The organism is Micromonospora inaquosa, from assembly GCF_003857055.1.
Taxonomy (GTDB): domain Bacteria; phylum Actinomycetota; class Actinomycetes; order Mycobacteriales; family Micromonosporaceae; genus Micromonospora; species Micromonospora inaquosa.
Map to the genome: position 1 here is coordinate 43,832 of NZ_QGSZ01000214.1, position 18,613 is coordinate 62,444.

The following is an 18,613-nucleotide window of genomic DNA, read 5'->3' on the forward strand; positions in this document are numbered from 1 at the left end:
GTCGACGGTTAAGCGCCGGTTCGCGCGGTGTTACGGATCACTGCTGCGTATAAGATCACAAGCCGTCGGGCACACCGCCGAGCCCCACCAGTCGGTGCCGCCACCGCTGAGGCACGCACCGGTCGGCCGCCGGCCACGTGATCATCTAGTATCAGCGGCCACCTGGCGTACGACATGGGGGTTCGGTGGCATGTGGGGATTCATCAAGCGGGCAAAGGCCCCGGCCCTGGACCCGACCTATGGTGACCCACACCGCAAGGCCCTGATCCGGGCGTTGGAGAAGCGCAGGTGGAAGTTCGCCCGGGAACTGCTCACCATGGCCGCGGACCCGGACGAGATGGCCTTCTCATGGAGGCGGTCGGCGGTGTCGACGGGATCCAGGACTGGATCGGCGATTGGATCGACGCCGAGCCCGAGTCGACGCTGCCCGTGCTGGTCGCCGGTTGTCACGCGGTGCACTGGGCGTGGGAGGCACGTGGCGGCAAACGGGCCAGGTACACCGCCGCCGCCCAGTTCGCGGCATTCCACAAGCGACTGCACCACGCCGAAGCGTTGTTGGAGAAGGTCCTCGCCCAGGAACCCGACAACGTGACAGCACGGGCCTGGCTGGTCACCAGTTCCCGTGGCCTGCCCGTCGGCGCGGCGGAGGCTCAGCGGCGCTTCGAGGCGGTGACGCGCCTCCACCCGGGGCATGTGGTCGCGCACGAGCAGCGGTTGCAGTATCTGTGCGAGAAGTGGTCGGGCAGCCACGAGGAGATGTTCGACTTCGCGAGGGGCGCCGCCGCGGCGGCCGGACCCAACAGCCTCCTGCACGAGTTGGCGGCCGTCGCCCACTTCGAGAGGTGGGAGGCCACCGACCCGGAAGAGGGCAACGCGTACTTCGACTCGGACGAGATCCGCGCCGAGTTGCTCACCGCGGCGGAAAACTCGATCTTCCACCCGGACTACGTTCCCGCCGGTCCCGGCTGGGCGCCGCGCGTGGCGATCTTCGCGCTGACCTTCGAACTGGCCGAGGAGTTCGACGCGGCAGCGCACGCGTTCGCGTTGCTCGACGGGATGGTCACCGAGTGGCCGTGGTCGGTCCTCGGCGACCCGGTCGAGAAGTTCACCGCCTCCCGGGACTGGGTGGCCACGAACCGAAGCGACTAGGGCCTGCCTCCGCGACGCCGCCAGAGCGCGGTGCACCCGCCGGCGAGGGCCAGCCCCAGCAGCGGGGCGACACCCACCCCGGCGAGCGTGCAGGCCACCGCCAGCAACGCCGGCGGCATCCAACACCAGGCGGGCACGGTACGCGGGACCCGACCGCGCCGACGGGCCGCGGCCTCCACGGCCATCGGCACCACCAGCACCGGCAGCGCGGCGGCGAGCAGGGTCAACCACGGCAGCACCAGACGGTCGAACCGCGCCACCGCCAGCACACCGCCGAGCACCGCGACGAGCAGCATCGCCGCCCGCGCCGGCATCCGGGGGGCCAGGCCACGCAACGCCAGCGAACCGGAGTACGTGGTGGTCAGCGCCGCCGCGAAGACCGCCACCGCGACGAACAGGTTCGCGTACGCGGCCAGCCCCGAGCCAGCCGCGAGCAACGCGACCACGTCGGCGGAGCCGCTCCGCAGCCACAGGCCGGCACCGGCGAGCACCCCGAGCAGCGCCGGCCCGATCAACAAGCCCACGCACCAGGCCAGGTCCCGCCGCCGGCCGAGACCCACGCTGAAGTCCGGCGCGCGCAGCGCGAACACGGCCGCGTACCCGATCAGCGCCGCGGCGTCGGCGAGCCCACCGGCGGCCAGGCGGACCGGCGCACCGGGCGGTGGCAGCATCGTCAGGCACCAACCGACCAACACCACCGCGCTGAGCGTGGTGACCACCGCGACCCGGTTGCCGAGCCGGGCCGGCGCCCAGGAGACGGCGAGGACCGCCACCTCCAGCAGCGCCGGCCCGGCCCAGCCCGGCAGATGGGTCAGCGCGGCCAGCGAGGCTCCACCGAGCCCGACGTTGAACCCGTTCCAACCGACCATCGAAACGGCGAGCACCGCCGCCAGCAGCAGCCGCGAGGTGTCCCCCAGGTACGCGGGCAGCACCGCGGTCAGCGTTCCGCCGTCGCCGAGGGGCCGGCGCAGACCGATCAGGCCCTGCCCCCAGAGCAGCGCTGCCATCAGCGTCCCGCCGACCAGCAGCCCGGCCACCGGCACCGCGCCGCCGTGCCGGGCGGCCATCGCCGCGCCGAGCACCAGCGTGGCGGGTGCGGTGCCGATGCCCAGCCAGGCGCCGACCGCCGCCGGCCACCGCCGTTCGGGGTGGTCAGACAACGTGGCGCAGGTAGCCGGCGATCGCCGCGTCGAGCACCTCCGCGCCCGGACGCGCCCACACCTGCGCGGAGAAGACCTCCACCTCGATCGGGCCGACGTAGCCGGCGGCGTCGACCGCCTCGCGTAGCCGGCGCAGCTCGATGCACCCGTCGCCGGGCAGCGCCCGGCCGAGCAGCACCCCCTCCGGCAGCGGGGTCACCCAGTCGCAGACCTGGAACGCGGCGATCCGGGCGGCGGCCCGCGCGATCTGCGCGTACACCGTGTCGTCCCACCAGACGTGGTACGCGTCCACGACCACACCGACCACCGTGGGGTCGAACCGCTCGGCGATGTCCAGCGCCTGTCCGAGGGTGGTGATCACGCACCGGTCGGCGGCGAACATCGGGTGCAGCGGCTCGATGGCCAGGCGCACCCCGGCGGCCTCGGCGTGCGGGGCCAACTCGCCGATCGCGTCGCCGACCCGACGCCGGGCGCCGTCGAGGTCCCGGCTGCCGGTCGGCAAGCCACCGGACACCAGTACCAGCTCCGGGGCCCCGAGGGCGGCGGCCTCGTCGATGGCCCGCAGGTTCTGCGCGCGCCAGTCGTCGGCGGAGAAGAACCCGCCCCGGCACAGCGACGTGACGGCCAGGCCAGCCTCGCGGACCAGTTTCGCCGAACGGGCCAATCCGTACTCGGCCACCGGCTCCCGCCACAGGCCGATGCCCGGTACGCCGGCCGCCACGCACCCGGCCACCACCTCCGGCAGCGCCCAACGCTGCGCGGTGGCCTGGTTGAACGAGAAGCGGGCCAGGCTCATTGGGCCACTCCCGCCACGGTGAACAACGCGCGGGCGCGGGCGGCGGCCAGGTCGGCGTCGGGCAGCAGCCCGGCCGCGTCGGCCAGGGTGAGCAGGGTGGCCAGGTGCGCCGGAGACCGGCCGGACTGCGCACCACCGACCATGGTGAAGTGGTCCTGGTGCCCGGCCAACCAGGCCAGGAACACGATCCCCGTCTTGTAGTGCCAGGTCGGGGCCGCGAACAGGTGCCGGGCCAGCGGCACGGTGGGCGCGAAGATCTCGTCGTAGACCGTCAGGTCCCCCCGGTCCAGGGCGGCCAGCGCGGCGGCGGCGGCCGGCGCGATCGCCGCGAACACCCCGAGCAGCGCGTCGGAGTGACCCACCTCGTCGCCCCGGACCAGCTCCGGGTAGTGGAAGTCGTCACCGGTGTAGAGGCGTACCCCGGCCGGCAGGCGGCGGCGCAACGCGATCTCCCGGTCGGCGTCGAGCAGCGACACCTTGATGCCGTCCACAGTGGACTGATGGGCCTTGATCAGCTCGATGACCGTGTCGGCGGCCAGGTCCAGGTCGACCGCACCCCAGTAGCCGCTCAACGCCGGGTCGAACATCGGACCCAACCAGTGCAGCACCACCGGCTCGTCGGCGGCGCTCAGCAGTTCGTCGTACACCCGCAGGTAGTCGTCCGGGCCGCGCGCGGCGGCGGCCAGGTGCCGGCTGCACATCAGCACCGGCCGGGCGCCGGCGGCACGCACGTCGTCGAGCTGTTCGGCGTACGCGGCGGTGACCGCCGTCAGGGTGGCCGGACCGACCGGCAGCTGGTCGGTGCCGACCCCGGCGACCATCCGGCCGCCCACCGCGCGGGCCTCGGCGGCGCTACGCCGAATCAGCTCCCGGGTCGCCGGATAGTCCAGCCCCATCCCCCGCTGGGCGGTGTCCATCGCCTCGGCGACCCCCAGCCCGTACGACCAGAGGTGCCGCCGGAAGGCGAGGGTGGTGTCCCAGTCCACCGACGCCGGGGCACCCGGGACGTTCTCCGCGCCCGGGTCGGCGACCACGTGCGCGGCGGCGTACGCGATCCGGCTGGTCACGGGCGTGTCCGGTCGGGCGAAGCCGCCTCCCCCGGCGAACCGGTGCCGCCGACCACCGGGCAGCACCACCTCGCCGGTCATGAGTTCAGCTCCGGCACCTCGACGCGACCACCCTGGCGGGCCGCGCGCAGCCCCAGCTCGGCGAGCTGCACCCCGCGCGCGCCGGCCAGGAAGTCCCACCGGAACGGCTCGCCGGCCACGACGTGCCGCAGGTACGCCTCCCACTGCACCTTGAAGCCGTTGTCGAACTCCTCGTTGTCCGGCACCTCGGCCCACTGGGCACGGAAGTTCTCGGTGGCCGGCAGGTCCGGGTTCCAGACCGGCTTCGGGGTGACCGCCCGGTGCTGGATCCGGCAGTTGCGCAGGCCGGCGATCGCGCTGCCCTCGACGCCGTCGACCTGGAACTCCACCAGCTCGTCGCGGTACACCCGCACGGCCCACGACGAGTTGATCTGCGCGATCACCCCGCCGTCGAGCTCGAAGATGGCGTACGCGGCGTCGTCGGCGGTGGCCGGGTACGCCTGATCGGCCTCGTCGACCCGTTCGGGCACGTGCGTGGCGATCACGCAGGAGACGGCAGTGACCCGACCGAACAGCTCCTCCAGCAGGTAGTGCCAGTGCGGGAACATGTCGACCACGATGCCGCCGCCGTCCTCGGCCCGGTAGTTCCACGACGGCCGCTGGGCGGGCTGCCAGTCGCCCTCGAAGACCCAGTACCCGAACTCGCCGCGCACCGAGAGGATCCGGCCGAAGAAGCCGCCGTCGATGAGGCGCTTGAGCTTGCGCAGACCGGGCAGGAAGAGTTTGTCCTGCACCACACCGGTCCGTACACCGGCCGCGTCCGCCGCCCGGGCCAGGTCGAGCGCGGCCGCGGTGTCCTCGGCCAGGGGCTTCTCCGTGTAGATGTGCTTGCCGGCCTCGATGGCCTGCCGGATCGCCTTTTCCCGCTGCTGGGTGACCTGCGCGTCGAAGTAGATCTCGACGTCGTCGCGGGCCAGCGCCGAGGTCAGGTCGGTGGTCCAGTCGGTCAGCCCGTGGCGCTCGGCGAGCTCGCGGAGCTTCGTCTCGTTGCGCCCGACCAGGACCGGTTCCGGCCAGATGGTGGTGCCATCGGCCAACGCCACACCGCCGGATTCGCGGATGGCCAGCAGCGACCGGACGAGGTGCTGCCGGTAGCCCATCCGTCCGGTCACGCCGTTGACGATGATGCCGATCGACCTGCGGGTCATGGTGTTCCTTCCGTCGTGCTGGTCGTGCCGATCCGCGCTCAGTGGTTGGCGGCCGCGCTGCCGAGCAACCCACGCAGGTCGGTGGCGAGCCGGTCGAAGCGGGGATCCGACATCACCTGCGCGTAGTCGCGGTGCGCCGGCAGCTCGACCGGGAAGGTGCGGATGATCCGGCCGGGCCGGGGACTCATCACCACGACCCGGGTGCCGAGGAAGACCGCCTCGGCGATGGAGTGGGTGACCAGCACCACGGTGGTCCCGGTCTCCCGCCAGATCCGGTGCAGCTCGGCGTTCATCTGCTCCCGGGTCAGGGCGTCCAGGGCGCCGAACGGTTCGTCCATGAGCAGCACCGGCGGCGAGTGCAGCAGCGCGCGGCAGAGCGCCACCCGCTGCTGCATGCCGCCGGACAGCTCGTGTGGCAACGCCTTCTCGAAGCCGGTCAGGCCGGTCATCTCGATCAGCTCGTCGGCGCGGCGGGCCGCCTGCGTCCGGTCCATGCCGCGCATCTCGGCCTGGAGCAGGATGTTGGCTCGGGCGCCGCGCCACTCCAGCAACGCGGCCTTCTGGAAGACGAAGCCGATCTCCTTCTGCGGGCCGCGCACCGGGCGTTCCAGCAGCGACACCTCGCCGCTGGTCGGCCTGACCAGCCCCGCGACGATCTTCAGGAGGGTGGACTTGCCACAGCCGGACGGGCCGACGATCGTGACGAACTCGCCCGGCTCGATGTCCAGCGACACGTCGTCCAACGCGGTGGTCCGCGACCGTCGGGTGGTGAACCGGACGGTCAGCCCGGACATCCCGATGGCGGTGCCGGTGGCTGCCTTCGCGGCGGTCACCGGGTCACCCCTGCGCCGCGTACGAGGAGTCCCAGTACGCGCTGGGCGCGCCCGGGTCCTTCAGCTCGGCGTAGCGGGACATCAGCTCGATGGTCTCGGTCCACTGGGCCTCGGTGTTCACCCCGGGCGGGCCGTCCGCGCCGATCAGCGGCAGGTTGAGCGTGAGCTGCTTGGTGAGCACCTCGGGCGCCGGCTCGTTCTCGGCCAGTGCCACCATCGCGCTCACCGCGCCGGCCGGGTCGCGGGCGGCGTCGGCCCAGGACTTCTGGGTGGCCCGGACGAACTTGCGGGCCAGCTCCGGGTCCTTCTGCAGGGTCTGGGTGTTGGCGATCAGACCGGTGCCGAGCAGGTTCATCCCGTAGTCGGCGAAGAGCAGCACGTCGACCTTCTTGCCGGTCTTGCTCTCGATGGTGGGCGCCTGGTCGTGGAAGAAGCCCATGATGGCGTCGACCTTGCCCTCGGCCAGGGCGGCGATCTTGCCGGCGGCGTCGACGTTGACCACCTTGACGTCGTCCTTCTTGACGCCGTTCTTCTCCAGCCAGGCCGGGAAGGTCGCGTAGAGGGCGTCGCCGGGGGTGCCGCCGACGGTCTTGCCCTTGAGGTCGGCCGGGGTCTTGATGTTCTCCTCGGTGAAGAACTCCACCGAGGACGGACCCTTCTCCAGGTATGCGCCGAGGCTGCGCACCGGCATCCCGCTGGCCACCGACTTGAGCAGCACCGGGCTGTCCGCCCAGCCGAAGTCGGTCTGCTTCTGGGCGACCTGCTTGACCGTGTTGCCCGAGCCGTTGCCGGGCAGGATCTTCAGGTCGATGCCCTCGGCGGAGTAGTAGCCCTTCTGCAGGCCGTAGTAGAAGGGCGCGTGCTCGCCGTAGGGCACCCAGTTGAGGGTGAGGGTGACCTGCTTGCTGCCGTCGGCGTTGGTGCCGCCGGCGGGGTCGTCCCCACCGCAGCCGGTGGCGGCGAGGAGCAGGGCGGCGGTGGCCAGGATGGTGGTGGCGGTGCGTTTCATCGGTGCCTCCGTGATGGGGTCGGTCAGGAGGTGGTGAGGGACACGCCGGCCCGGCGGCTGGCGTGCCACGGAATGAGCAGTGCCTCGGCGATCTCGACCAGGACGAACAGGACGATGCCGATGGCGGACATCAGGATCAGGTCGGCGAACAGCAGTGGGGCGTCGAGGTTGCCGTTGGCCAGCAACAGGACGTAGCCGAGCCCCTCGCTGGCGCCGACGAACTCACCGACCACGGCACCGACCACGGCGAGGGTGACGGCCACCTTCAGGCCGGCCATCAGGTGCGGCAGCGCGTTCGGGAAGCGGATCTTGCGGAACGTACGCCATGGCCCGGCGCCCATCGTGGCGGCGAGGTCGAGCAGCTCCGGGTCGGTGGAGCGCAGCCCGGCCACCCCGGAGATGACCACCGGGAAGAACGCGATGAGCACCGCCAGAATGATCTTCGGGGTGAGGCCGAGGCCGAACCAGACCACCAGCAGCGGCGCGATGGCGATCTTCGGGATGACCTGTGCGAACAGGACGATCGGGTAGAGCGCCTTGTCCAGGGTGCGGGAGTAGGCGATGGCGACCGCGGTGATCAGGCCCAACGCGGCGGCCAGCACGAACCCGAGCACCGTCTCGTAGAGGGTGACCAGGGTGTGCCGCGCCAGCTCGGACCACTGGCTGGTCATCGTCTCCCAGACCTGACCGGGTGTGGGGACCAGGTAGTTCGGGACGTACTCCCGGGCCGCCACGAACCACCAGGCGGCGAAGAAGACCGCGAGCACCAGCGCCGGGCGCCAGAGCGAGTCGGCGAGGGCCACCGCCCGTCGACCGAGCGTCGGGCGGGGCGGGCGGCCACCATCGTGTGGCCCTCGCTCCAGGGTGGACGAAGCCGTGCCGGCTCTCGCCGGCCCGGAGGTGGCTGTCCGCGCGGCGCCGGCCTGGTCGGTGGCGGCCTGCCGGCCCGCCGTGTCCAGAGAGTTCTCGGTCACGCGGAACCTCCTCGGGGCCCGGCACGGCATTCAGGGGACCGGGCCGGTCGGCGGATCAGGCAAACGCTTTCCTGGAGCGTAGGCGGCACCCTCACGCCAGGCAAGGCCTTTCCTCGATCTATTCGAGATCGACTCGGCTTCCTGAAAACCGGGCTGTCGACGGCCTTCGGACGCCCCGATCTCAGTGCAGCGAGTGAATCCGTCGACAGTCCAACCGGGACTCAGCGCGCGTCGCGGGCCGTCATCCGGCCGTCGGGTAGGTCTCGAGGAGGCCGCACATGCCCAACCGGCCGCGCTCGACCGGCTCGGCCACCGCGTACACCCCGGCCTCGCCCAGGTGTGCGGGATCCCCCCGCTCCAGGGCGTCCAACTGCCGGGCCGTGTCGGCGGCAGCGCGGCCGGCGCCGGCCTCCCACCGCTGTCGCCACCGCGCCAGCAACGGCTGACGCAGGGCGATCGCGGCGGCGTGGAACGCGGCCAGCGCCGCCGGCCCGCCGGCTCGTAGCGCCTGGAAGCCGCTCACCGCCAGATCCCGTCGGCGGTACGCGGCGTGCACGTCCGCGCCCGGCGCTCCCCCGTCGGGCAACGCCGCCGCCGCGGCGTACGCGGCCGGGTCGGCCAGCACCTCCGGCGGGAAGGTCAGCACGGCGTCGCCGGCCTCGGGCAGGCCGCTGTTCTGCATCAGCACCACGATGCGCAGCCCTCCCCGGCTGACCAGGCGATGCACGGTGCCCGGCTCGAACCAGACCACCGCCCCCGGCCGCAGCGGCGTCTCCCGGAAACCGGCGGTGGTAAGGGTCTGCACCGCGCCCTCGCCGTCGGTCACCACGTACCCCTCGGTGCAGCACAGGTGCACGTGTGGGGTGCCGCCGACCAGGCCGTCCGAGGCCACGCTGTCGTAGACGCGCAGCCGGGACACCCCGATCCCACCGGGTAGCGGGGCGGCGAAGCGATCGGGCATGGCCGGGCCTCCCTGCGGGAAAGGGCTTTCTCTGCGGTACGGTGACGCTAGCCGGCACGACGAAACGCCGTCAACAGATCGAGGGGGCGGGCCATGGCGACCCTGTCCGATGTGGCCCGCCGGGCGGGCGTCTCACCGGCCACCGCTTCCCGCGTCATCAACGGCAGCAGCAAACCGGTCACCGACGAGCTGCGCGAGCGGGTGCTCGCCGCCGTCGCCGAGTTGCAGTACGTGCCGAACGCGCACGCCCAACTGCTGGCCCGCTCGCACCGCAGCGCGGTCGGGGTGATCGTGCACGACGTCTCCGACCCGTACTTCGCCGAGATCACCCGGGGGCTGCAACGGGTCGCCACCGACCAGGGCCGGCTGCTGATGATCTGCAACAGCTACCGGGACCCGGACCGCGAGTTGGAATACGTGGAGCTGCTGCGCGGCCACCAGGTGGCGGCGCTGATCCTGGCCGGCTCGGGCTACCACGACGAGGCGTTCACCCGGCAGCTCAACGAGAAGCTCGCCGCGTACGAGGCCACCGGCGGGCGGGTGGCGGTGATCGGCCGGCACGAGCACTCCGGCGACGCGGTGATGCCGGACAACCGGGCCGGCGGCTACCTGGCCGGGCGGGAGCTGTGCGGTCTGGGGCACCGGGCGATCGGTGTGATCGCCGGTCCACGCATCCTGACCACCACTACCGACCGGCTGGCCGGCCTCCGGCAGGCCCTCACCGAGCAGGGCCGCGAGCTGCCCGAACGGCGCATCCGGTACGCGGAGTTCGACCGGGACGGTGGCGCCGAGGCCACCGCCCGACTGCTCGACGCCGACCCGGAGCTGACCGCGGTCGTGGCGCTCAACGACTCGATGGCCATCGGCGCGCTCGCCACCCTGCGCGCCCGCGGGCTGGCGGTGCCGCAGCAGATCTCGGTGTTGGGTTTCGACGACATGCCGATCGCCCGGGACGTGACCCCCGCGTTGACCACCGTGCGACTACCCTTGGTCCACATGGGAGTGCGGGCCATGTCTCTGGTGCTCGGCGTCGGGGCCCCGACACCCCGGGTCGAGGTGCTGCCCGCCGAGTTGGTCCGCCGCGACACCGCCGGCCCCGTCCCACATTCCACCCGCGCCACCGCGGGTTCCGCGCCACGCGCACGGCGAGGTGGCACCGCGTCGTGACCGCCCTCAGCCCAACCCAACAGTCCCTCACCAGCGCCGATGTGGCATACCTGGTCGGTGCGTCGTTCGGGGCGCACACCCGGGTCCGCGACGCCGGTCCGCTGGCCGGCGGTGGGTACGCGACGGTCTGGTGGGCGCTGCTCGACGACGGCCGTCGGGTGGTGTTGAAGCTGGCTCCGTCGGCCGAGACGCCGCTGCTGCGCTACGAGCGCGGGCTCTGCGCCGCCGAGGGGCGATATTTCCGGCTCGTCGCGGACCGGGCGCCGCAGGTGCCCGTCCCCGCGGTGCTGTGGCACGGCACCGACCCGGCGTACGGCGAGTGGTTGGTCACCGAGTTGCTGCCCGGCCGGTCGCTGTCCGACCTGGCCGAGGCCGATGGCGCGGTCGACGACGGTCCGGCGCGCTACGACCTGGGGGTGGCCCTCGCCACGTTGCACCAGGTGACCGGTGACCGGTTCGGTTACGACGGCGATCGGGCCGCCGGGCCGACCTGGCGGTCGGCGTTCACGGCGATGCTCGACGAACTCCTGGCCGACGCGGCCGACTGGGACGTCCGACTGCCGGTGACCCCGGGCCGCCTGCACGACCTGGTGGGGCGGCACGCCGACGTGCTGGACGAGGTTCGCCGCCCGGCGCTGCTGCACTTCGACTGCTGGGACGGCAATGTGCTGGCGGCGCCCGACCGGGACGGCCGGTTGCGGCTCTGTGGCCTGGTGGACGGCGAGCGCTTCCTCTACGGCGATCCACTGCTGGACCTGGTCTCGCCGCGGCTCTTCCGGCGCGTCGAGGACGAACCGGAGCACCCCCTGCTGCGCGGTTACCGGGCCACCGCACCCCAGCCGTTGGTGCTGGACGCGTCGGCACGCCGCCGGCTCGGTTTCTACCGGTTGCACCTGTACCTGCTGATGACTGTGGAGATGCCCAGCCGTGGGATGACCGAGCAGAGCCATCCCCGGCGGTACGCCCAACTGACGGCCCTGCTCGACGAGGAGATCGCCGCGCTGGATGCGGCTGCGGATAACGGATTGTCCGCGCCGCCACCCGGGGCCTAACCTCCCCGAGTGCTGATTCGGGAGTTCGTCGACCAGGACTGGTCGCAGGTGTGGCCGATCATCCAGGAGGTGATCCGGGCACAGGAGACGTTCACCTACGATCCCGCGATGACCGCCGAGCAGTCGTACGGCATGTGGGTGGGGGCCCCGCCGGGCCGGACCGTCGTCGCGGTCGACGGCGGGCGGGTCCTCGGCACCGCGAAGATGGGCACCAACCGCCCCGGGCCCGGCGCGCACGTGTCCACCGCGAGTTTCATGGTGGCCGCCGACGCGCGCGGGCGGGGCGTGGGCACCGCGCTGTGCCGCGACGCGCTGGCCTGGGCCCGCGCGCGGGGGTACGCCGGGATGCAGTTCAACGCCGTGGCGCAGAGCAACCGGTCGGCGGTGGAGTTGTACCAGCGCGAGGGCTTCGCGGTGGTCGGCACCGTGCCGGGCGCGTTCCGGCACCCCACCCTCGGCCGGGTCGGCCTGCATGTGATGTACCAGGGGTTCTGAGCGGTGCCGGTGGTCAGCGCCCTCGGAGCTGTGCCGGTGGTCGGCGCCCTCGGAGCTGTGCCGGTGGTCGGCGCCCTCGGAGCTGTGCCGGTGGTCGGCGCCTTTGGAGCTGATGTCACAAACGAATCGGCTGCTGGCCGTGCCGCCCGAGCCGTCTCCACCGTCGGGTCTGCTCCCCTGGCCGGACCGTCGCCACCACCCGGACCGTCGCCACCGTGTGAATCGTTTACGACATCAGCTCCATAGCGTCTCAACCACCGACGGTGCCTCCGGCCGGTGCCGGGCGCAGCCCGGGTTGTCCAGCGGCTGGCTCCCCACCGGCGCGGCGGATCGGGGTGAAGAGGCCACCGACCGCGACCAGCAGGCACCCCGTGCCCGCCGCGAGCGTGACCACCGCGGCACCGTGCCGGCCGGCGGCCCAGGTCAGCACCACAGCTCCGGCCGGACCGAGGGCGTAGTGCGTGCTCCAGAACGCCGACGTGACCCGGCCCAGCAGGTGATCGGGGGTGATCTCCTGACGCAGCGACATCGAACAGATCCCACCGACGCTGAGACAGCACAGGTACACCGCGGTCAGCGCGGTGACCGCCGGCACTGTCGTGGCGACGCCGACACCCGCCACCGCGAAACCGCAGATCGCGTGCGCGCCGATCCAGGTGGCACCGAAGCCGCGGCGGCGACGCAGCGGGGCCACCAGCAGCGCACCGGCGACCGTGCCCAGCGCCGCCAGGCCGAGCACCGCGCCGACGGTGCCCTCCGAGCCGTCGAGATCGTGCGTGACGTGGTAGATCAGCACGTCGACGAAGCCGTAGGTGAGGAAGATGAAGACCGACAGCAGGACGGTCAGCGCCCGCAGCACGGGGTGCCGCCACAGGAACCGCGCCCCGGCGAGGAACTCGGCCAGCGGGCGCTGCCGGGTCACCCCCTCGTCCACCTCGACGGGGCGCAGTCGGATCAGCCACAGCCCGGCCGCCGAGAGCGCGAAGCTGGCCGCGTTGACGGCGATGGCGGTCGCCGGGCCGAAGCGGGCCGCCACCACCCCGGCGAGCAGCGGCCCGAGGACGGCCGCCGCCGCGTACGTCGCCTGCAACCGCCCGTTGGCCTCGGTGATCCGGTCGGAGTCGACCAGGTTGCGGACCGCGGTCACCGCGGCGACCTGGAAGACCATGCCGGCCGCCTCGCAGATCGGCAGCACAACGAAGAGCAGCCACACCTGCGGGCCGGCGAGCCACGCCAGTGGCACCAGGGCGTAGAGCACCAACCGGGTCAGATCCGCCACGATCATCAGGGTGCGGCGGTCGTACCGGTCGACCAGCACCCCGCCGAAGATCCCGGCGACCACGGAGGCCGCACCCGCGACCGCGGTGAGCAGGCCCATCTGCGCCACCGACCCGGTCGCCTGGAGCACCAGCAGCGGCACGGCCAGGTAGGCGAACGAGTCGCCGGCCGCCGAGAGCGACTGCGCGACCCAGTACGTGCCGAAGGTGCGATCCCGCCAGAGTGGAGCCCGACCGGAGGCAACGGATCGGCTCATCGCGCCAAGGATAGTGAACGCGGCCGTCCGACGGTGGCCCTCGCGCGTGTCACATCGACCTGCCTCGGCCGCCTCACCGTCAACCGGTGCTGGTGAGGTCGGTCGTCGCCGCGAGGTCGGTGACCACGTCCAGGAGCCGGTGCAGCGCGGGTGCGGTGTTGCCCGCCAACCACACCATCTCGGTGTACGCGTAGGCGCCGACCAGCGGGACGAACACCACGCCGGTGCGGCGAAGGCTGGCCGCCGAGCCGGCGAGCCGGGTGACGCCGAGCCCGGCGGCGACGAGGCCGAGGAGGCTCTGCACGCCGGCCTCCTCCTGAACGATGTTCGGTGTGAAGCCCGCTTGCCGGAACTGCTCCTGGTAGGCGCGGTGCCAGGGTTCCCAGGAGCTGCGCGGCGTCATGACCCACGGTTCGTCAGCCAGGTCGGCGAGCGTCAACTCGGCGCGCCCGGCGAGCGGGTGGCCCTCGGGCAGCACCGCGCAGACCGGTTCGGTCGTCAGTCTCCTGGACGCCAGGCCGGGTACGAGCGGGGTCCGGGTGAAGGCGACGTCGAACTGCCCGCCGAGGACGCCCTGGACCAGGGGCGCGATGCTGGTGGACTCGGTGGCCAGGTGCAGCTCGGGGAGGTGGTGGCGGACGGCCCGGACCACCGGGGGCAGGAGGTGGTTGGCGACGGTGGTCAGGAAGGCGAGTCGGAGGGTGCCGACCTCGCCCCGCAGGGCCCGCGCCACGAGGGCGACGGCCTGCTCGGCGCGGTCCGTCACGGCGCGCGCCTCGGGCACGAACAGGGCGCCGATCTCGGTGAGGGTGGTGCCACGGCTGTCGCGGTCGAACAGCTTCACCCCGACAACGCGTTCCAGGGCGGTGATCTGCTGCGACAACGACTGCTGGGCGATCATCAGGCGGGCGGCGGCCCGGGTGAAGCTCAGCTCCTCGGCGAGGACCAGGAAATACCGCAGTTGTCGCAGCTCAGGTGTGGCCACAGGAACAGACTGTAGCCACGCCAGGAAAGGCGTGTTGGCCGTCCGCGCAGACCTCCGCGCACGATCGGTGCAGTGTGCGGGGTCGGCAGACCGTACGGCTGTACGGCGAGTCGGCACCGCGACGTGAGGACACCCAACCAAAGGAAAATCGATCATGACTGAATCACCCATCACCACGCCGTTCAACGCCCGGTCCACCGCCGCCGACGTCGTGGCCGGTGTGGACCTGAGCGGGCAGCGCGCCATCGTCACCGGCGCCTCCTCGGGCATCGGCGTCGAGACCGCCCGGGCGCTCGCCGGGGCGGGTGCCGAGGTGACCCTTGCGGTACGGGACGTGCGGGCCGGAGAACGGGCCGCGCGGGAGATCGGCACCGGGGCCGCGAACCAGCTGATCCGGGTCGCGCCGTTGGATCTGTCCGACCAGCGGTCGGTCGCCGCCTTCGTCGCCGCCTGGGATGGGCCGCTGCACATTCTGGTCAACAACGCCGGGGTTTCGGCGACCCCCGAGATGCGGACCGCGGAGGGTTGGGAGTTGCAGTTCGCCACCAACCACCTCGGCCACTTCGCACTCGCCACCGGGCTGCACCGGGCCCTCGCCGGGGCAGGTCGGGCCCGGGTGGTGTCGCTGAGTTCCATCGCACACGTTCAGGCCCCGATGGTCTTCAAGGACGTCAACTTCCGGGAACGCCCCTATGACCGTCTCCTCGCCTACGGTGAGTCGAAGACCGCCACCGCGCTGTTCGCTGTCGAGGCGAACCGGCGCTGGGCCGACGACGGCATCACCGTCAACACGGCAAACCCGGGCGCGGTCGCCACGAACCTGGGACGGCACCTCACCGAGGAGGACTACGCGAACCTTCCGGCGTACGACTTCAAGACCCCGCAGCAGGGGGCCGCGACCTCCGTGCTGCTTGCCGCCGGGCCACAGCTGGAGGGTGTCGGCGGCCGGTATTTCGAGGACTGCGAGCAGGCGGTGCGCCACAGCCCGGAGACGCCGCTACGAGGCGTCGCCGAGCACGCGACCGATCCGGTGGCGGCGGCCCGGCTGTGGCAGCTCTCGCTGGACCTGCTCGCCGACGCCCAGCAGGCCTGAATATCCGGAAACGGTCGCGGGATCCCCCGCGACCGTTTCCGGACGAGCGAAAGGCTCAGCCCTTGCGCAGCGGGGCGAGCGCCGCGCTCCAGGCGACCACCTGGTCGAGCGTGGTGGTCAGCGCGTCCTGGTGGAACTGGTTGGGCTTGAAGACGCTGAAGTTCTCGAAGTCGGTGAAGAGCGACAGCGCGACCTGCGAGCGCACGTCGGCCATCTGCAGCTCGCCGGAGATCAGACGCAGGTGCTCCACGGCGCGCGTTCCGCCGACCGAGCCGTAGCTGACGAAGCCGACGGCCTTGTTGTTCCACTCGGCGTAGAGGAAGTCGATCGCGTTCTTCAGCGCGCCCGAGGTCGAGTGGTTGTACTCGGGGGTGACGATGATGAACCCGTCGAACGATGCGATCGTCTCGGCCCACCGCTTGGTGTGCGGCTGGGTGTACTGGCCCATCGCGGGCGGGTACGCCTCGTCGAGGTGCGGCAGCTGGTAGTCGAGCAGGTCGACCAGCTCGTACTCCGCGTCGGAGCGCTGCTTGGCGATCTCGAGCACCCAGCGGGCGACAGCCTCGCCGTTACGCCCCGGGCGGGTGCTGCCGAGGATGATCCCGATCCTGGTCATGTGTGGCGCCTTTCAGAGGTGCTTGCCGGACGACCGGAACGCTAACCGGTGCTTGATTGGTCAAGCAAGTACCTGCCCCGTGGGCGTGGTCACACGGAGGGTAAGCATTTGCTCGGTCAAACAAGTATGATAAGAGGATGACCAACCCGTCCTCAGCGACTCCGCAACCTCTCACCTGCGACGAGGAAGCCCTGGTCCGCGCCCTGGGCCAGGTCATGCACGTGCTGCCCCGCACGATCGACGCCGACATGGTCGGTGACCGTCAGCTACCGCTCACCGAGTACACCGCGCTGATGAACCTCTCCGAGACACCGGACCGCCGGATGCGCATGAACGAACTCGCGGCGCTCTGCCACCTCTCCCTCAGCGGCATGACCCGCACCATCATCCGGCTGGAGACGCAGGGCCTGGTTCGGCGGGAACGGTGCGAGGAGGACGCGCGCGGCTGGAACGCCGTCCTCACCGACGCGGGCTTCGCCCGCCTGGAAGAGTCCTGGCCCAGCCACCTGGCCGCCGTGCGCCGCCGGTTCCTCCAGCACTTCGAGGGCTTCGACCTCGCCCAACTGGCCCGCGCGTTCCAACGGGCCGGCATGGCAGAGCCGACCGACTGAACGCGCTGCTCAAAAGTCCCAGCCGCCTATCGCACCCGTCGGCTCGCGCGCAGACCAACCGCGATCGCGGTCACCGGGTCGGGGCATGGGCGGCGAGCGGGTTGGTGAGGGTGCCGACGAACTGGAGTGCCGCCGACGGGTCGGCCAGGTCGATCATCTGCTGGTTGTCGCGCAACTGCAGTCGGTTGAGGCAGGACAGCGTGAACTCCGGGGCGAACAGGTCGTAGTGACGGACCCGCTCGGCCAGGTGTGGCACGTGATCGAAGTAGTCGGCGGCGCAGGTCGCGACCGTCCGCCAGAAGTCGTCCTCGGCCAGCACACCCGCCTCGACCAGGACCGCGTTGAGGTGCCGCAGGAAGCAGTCCACCACGTCGGTGAAGATGGTCAGCAGCTTGGTGTCGTCGGGCACCTCGACGCGGATCCGTTCCACCGCCGCCGGCAGCTCGACCTCGTCGCTGAGCACCGCGATCTCCTCGGCGATGTCCTTGAAGATCACCCGCTGGACGGTGTCCTGCTCGTCGAGGACCAGGATGACGTTCTCACCGTGCGGCATGAAGGCCAGGTCGTGGGCGTAGAAGCTGTGCAGCAGCGGGGTCAGGTAGGCGTCCAGGTAGCGGCGCAACCACACCTCGGGCGCCAGGCCGGACCGGGCGATCAGCGCCGCCGCCAGTGAGCCGCCCTCGTCGTCGACGTGCAGCAGCGCGGCCATGGTGGACAGTCGCTCCCCCGGCGCCAGGTCGGGCACCGGGCTCTCCCGCCACAGGGCGGCCAACATCTTGCGGTACGGCGAGGTGCGGTCGGTCGCCGCCTCGTACTGCCGGTGCCGGTAGCCCACCGCGGCCCGCTCCCGGATGACGGTCAGGCCGGTGCCGGTCAGCACCTCGTCGCCGGCGATCAGGTCGGCCAACCAGTCGTTGATCGCCGGGGTGGCCGCCATGTACGCGGCCGACAACCCCCGCATGAAGCCCATGTTCAGCACCGACAGCGCGGTCTTGACGTAGTGCCGACCCGGCTCGCTGACGTTGAAGAAGGTACGGATGGACTGCTGGGCGAGGTACACGTCCGGCCCGGGGCCGAGGTGCACCAGCCGACGTTCGGCCAGCTCCCCGGCGAAGGTGACGGCCAGCTTGTTCCACCACTGCCACGGGTGCGCCGGGATCAGGTGGTAGTCGACGAGGTCCAGCCCGAGATCGGCCATCGTGGCCGCGAACCGGGCCCGGGTCTCGGCGTCCAGTTCACTCTCGATGAGCGTGTCGTAGTCGAGGTCGGCGGCGCTGCTGAACGTCGAATGGTCCCGGTGCGCGGCCAGCCACTCCAGTCGCACCGGCGCGGCGGCCTCCGGGGCGTACCGGTGGTACTCGTCGACGCCGAAGCCGAGCCGACCGTTGTTCGCCACGAAGCAGGGGTGGCCCTCGGTCATCGAGGTCTCGATGGTCTGGAAGTCCGCGTCGGCCAGCTCGGCGGCGCTCGGCGCGGCCTGGGCCAGCTTGTACGCCGTACCGGCCAACGTCGAGGTGATCTCCTCCAGGTAGACCGGGAGCACCCGCGCCGAGAGCCCGAGGGTGTCGCGCAGTTCGACGATGAGGTCCACCGCGTCCGGTGCCAGCGACGTGCCGTCGCGGTGCCGGGTGATGCTGTCCGCGTCGATCTGCCAGTGCGCCAGGGCGAGCAGCCGCGCCGCGAACCGGTAGGTGACAGTGCCGTCGTCGCTGCGGACCTCGTACCACTGCCGGTCGTCGGGGCCGGCCACGGCCTGCGGGGTGAGCAGCCGTTCGTGGGTGAACTCGGCGAGCGCCTTGCGGACCAGCAGCCGGTTGGCCCGGGCCCAACGCCCCGGGGTGAGGTGCCCGACCCGATCGCCGCCGGCGGGGTAGGCGGTGGT

General features: G+C 71.8%; 18 protein-coding genes. 6 read left to right on the forward strand and 12 right to left on the reverse strand.

From position 1 onward, the window contains the following. Positions 1 to 348: 348 nt before the first annotated feature. Positions 349 to 1,149 carry a DUF4034 domain-containing protein gene (locus DLJ59_RS16320; RefSeq protein WP_244236062.1) on the forward strand — a complete coding sequence of 267 codons (801 nt, stop codon included), beginning with the start codon at positions 349 to 351 and terminating at the stop codon, positions 1,147 to 1,149. Here the strand turns inward: DLJ59_RS16320 and DLJ59_RS16325 are convergent. From DLJ59_RS16325 to DLJ59_RS16360, 8 genes are all read right to left on the reverse strand, one after another. After that, the gene (locus DLJ59_RS16325; protein ID WP_124773494.1) at positions 1,146 to 2,309 is read right to left on the reverse strand and encodes a purine-cytosine permease family protein; all 1,164 of its coding nucleotides are present in this window, start codon (positions 2,307 to 2,309) and stop codon (positions 1,146 to 1,148) included. The genes DLJ59_RS16320 and DLJ59_RS16325 overlap by 4 nt on opposite strands. Next, a complete protein-coding gene (locus DLJ59_RS16330; RefSeq protein WP_124773495.1) occupies positions 2,302 to 3,105 on the reverse strand; it encodes a sugar phosphate isomerase/epimerase family protein in 804 nt (267 codons plus the stop codon). The genes DLJ59_RS16325 and DLJ59_RS16330 overlap by 8 nt, the downstream gene beginning before the upstream one ends. Next, entirely contained in the window at positions 3,102 to 4,253 is a 1,152-nt protein-coding gene (locus tag DLJ59_RS16335; protein WP_124773496.1) for a dihydrodipicolinate synthase family protein, read from the reverse strand. Before DLJ59_RS16335 ends, DLJ59_RS16330 begins: the two co-directional genes overlap by 4 nt. Next, positions 4,250 to 5,401, reverse strand: coding sequence for a Gfo/Idh/MocA family protein (locus tag DLJ59_RS16340; RefSeq protein ID WP_124773497.1), 1,152 nt, complete (start codon positions 5,399 to 5,401; stop codon positions 4,250 to 4,252). The genes DLJ59_RS16335 and DLJ59_RS16340 overlap by 4 nt, the downstream gene beginning before the upstream one ends. Before the next feature lie 38 nt (positions 5,402 to 5,439). After that, positions 5,440 to 6,195 carry an ABC transporter ATP-binding protein gene (locus tag DLJ59_RS16345; RefSeq protein ID WP_425271430.1) on the reverse strand — a complete coding sequence of 252 codons (756 nt, stop codon included), beginning with the start codon at positions 6,193 to 6,195 and terminating at the stop codon, positions 5,440 to 5,442. A 43-nt stretch (positions 6,196 to 6,238) separates the two neighbouring features. Further along, a complete protein-coding gene (locus DLJ59_RS16350; RefSeq protein WP_124773499.1) occupies positions 6,239 to 7,243 on the reverse strand; it encodes an ABC transporter substrate-binding protein in 1,005 nt (334 codons plus the stop codon). Positions 7,244 to 7,266: 23 nt separating this feature from the next. Then, positions 7,267 to 8,217, reverse strand: coding sequence for an ABC transporter permease (locus tag DLJ59_RS16355; protein ID WP_208648719.1), 951 nt, complete (start codon positions 8,215 to 8,217; stop codon positions 7,267 to 7,269). Between the two features lie 241 nt (positions 8,218 to 8,458). After that, positions 8,459 to 9,178 (reverse strand): cupin domain-containing protein, encoded by a 720-nt coding sequence (locus DLJ59_RS16360; RefSeq protein ID WP_124773500.1) that lies wholly within the window; start codon positions 9,176 to 9,178, stop codon positions 8,459 to 8,461. A gap of 93 nt (positions 9,179 to 9,271) precedes the next feature. Between DLJ59_RS16360 and DLJ59_RS16365 the strand changes: the two genes are divergently transcribed. The 3 genes from DLJ59_RS16365 to DLJ59_RS16375 are packed head-to-tail and all read left to right on the forward strand — an operon-like array spanning position 9,272 to position 11,892. Continuing rightward, positions 9,272 to 10,345 (forward strand): LacI family DNA-binding transcriptional regulator, encoded by a 1,074-nt coding sequence (locus DLJ59_RS16365; protein ID WP_124773501.1) that lies wholly within the window; start codon positions 9,272 to 9,274, stop codon positions 10,343 to 10,345. Beyond that, positions 10,342 to 11,397 (forward strand): phosphotransferase family protein, encoded by a 1,056-nt coding sequence (locus DLJ59_RS16370; protein ID WP_124773502.1) that lies wholly within the window; start codon positions 10,342 to 10,344, stop codon positions 11,395 to 11,397. The genes DLJ59_RS16365 and DLJ59_RS16370 overlap by 4 nt, the downstream gene beginning before the upstream one ends. 9 nt (positions 11,398 to 11,406) lie before the next feature. Beyond that, positions 11,407 to 11,892 (forward strand): GNAT family N-acetyltransferase, encoded by a 486-nt coding sequence (locus DLJ59_RS16375; protein WP_124773503.1) that lies wholly within the window; start codon positions 11,407 to 11,409, stop codon positions 11,890 to 11,892. 250 nt (positions 11,893 to 12,142) lie between these two features. On the opposite strand, the gene DLJ59_RS16380 is transcribed toward DLJ59_RS16375, so the two are convergent. Beyond that, entirely contained in the window at positions 12,143 to 13,426 is a 1,284-nt protein-coding gene (locus DLJ59_RS16380; RefSeq protein ID WP_124773504.1) for an MFS transporter, read from the reverse strand. A gap of 79 nt (positions 13,427 to 13,505) precedes the next feature. After that, positions 13,506 to 14,411 carry a LysR family transcriptional regulator gene (locus DLJ59_RS16385; RefSeq protein ID WP_244236063.1) on the reverse strand — a complete coding sequence of 302 codons (906 nt, stop codon included), beginning with the start codon at positions 14,409 to 14,411 and terminating at the stop codon, positions 13,506 to 13,508. Between the two features lie 154 nt (positions 14,412 to 14,565). On the opposite strand from DLJ59_RS16385, the gene DLJ59_RS16390 reads away from it, so the two are divergent. Beyond that, positions 14,566 to 15,504: an SDR family NAD(P)-dependent oxidoreductase gene (locus DLJ59_RS16390; RefSeq protein WP_124773506.1), complete on the forward strand. Its 939-nt coding sequence runs from the start codon at positions 14,566 to 14,568 to the stop codon at positions 15,502 to 15,504. Positions 15,505 to 15,559: 55 nt separating this feature from the next. On the opposite strand, the gene DLJ59_RS16395 is transcribed toward DLJ59_RS16390, so the two are convergent. After that, positions 15,560 to 16,120 (reverse strand): NADPH-dependent FMN reductase, encoded by a 561-nt coding sequence (locus DLJ59_RS16395; RefSeq protein ID WP_124773507.1) that lies wholly within the window; start codon positions 16,118 to 16,120, stop codon positions 15,560 to 15,562. Positions 16,121 to 16,257: 137 nt separating this feature from the next. Between DLJ59_RS16395 and DLJ59_RS16400 the strand changes: the two genes are divergently transcribed. Then, entirely contained in the window at positions 16,258 to 16,731 is a 474-nt protein-coding gene (locus tag DLJ59_RS16400; protein WP_124773508.1) for a MarR family winged helix-turn-helix transcriptional regulator, read from the forward strand. A gap of 70 nt (positions 16,732 to 16,801) precedes the next feature. Here the strand turns inward: DLJ59_RS16400 and DLJ59_RS16405 are convergent. Beyond that, a partial coding sequence (locus tag DLJ59_RS16405) for an IucA/IucC family protein (RefSeq protein WP_244236064.1) occupies positions 16,802 to 18,613 on the reverse strand: 1,812 nt, incomplete at its 5' end.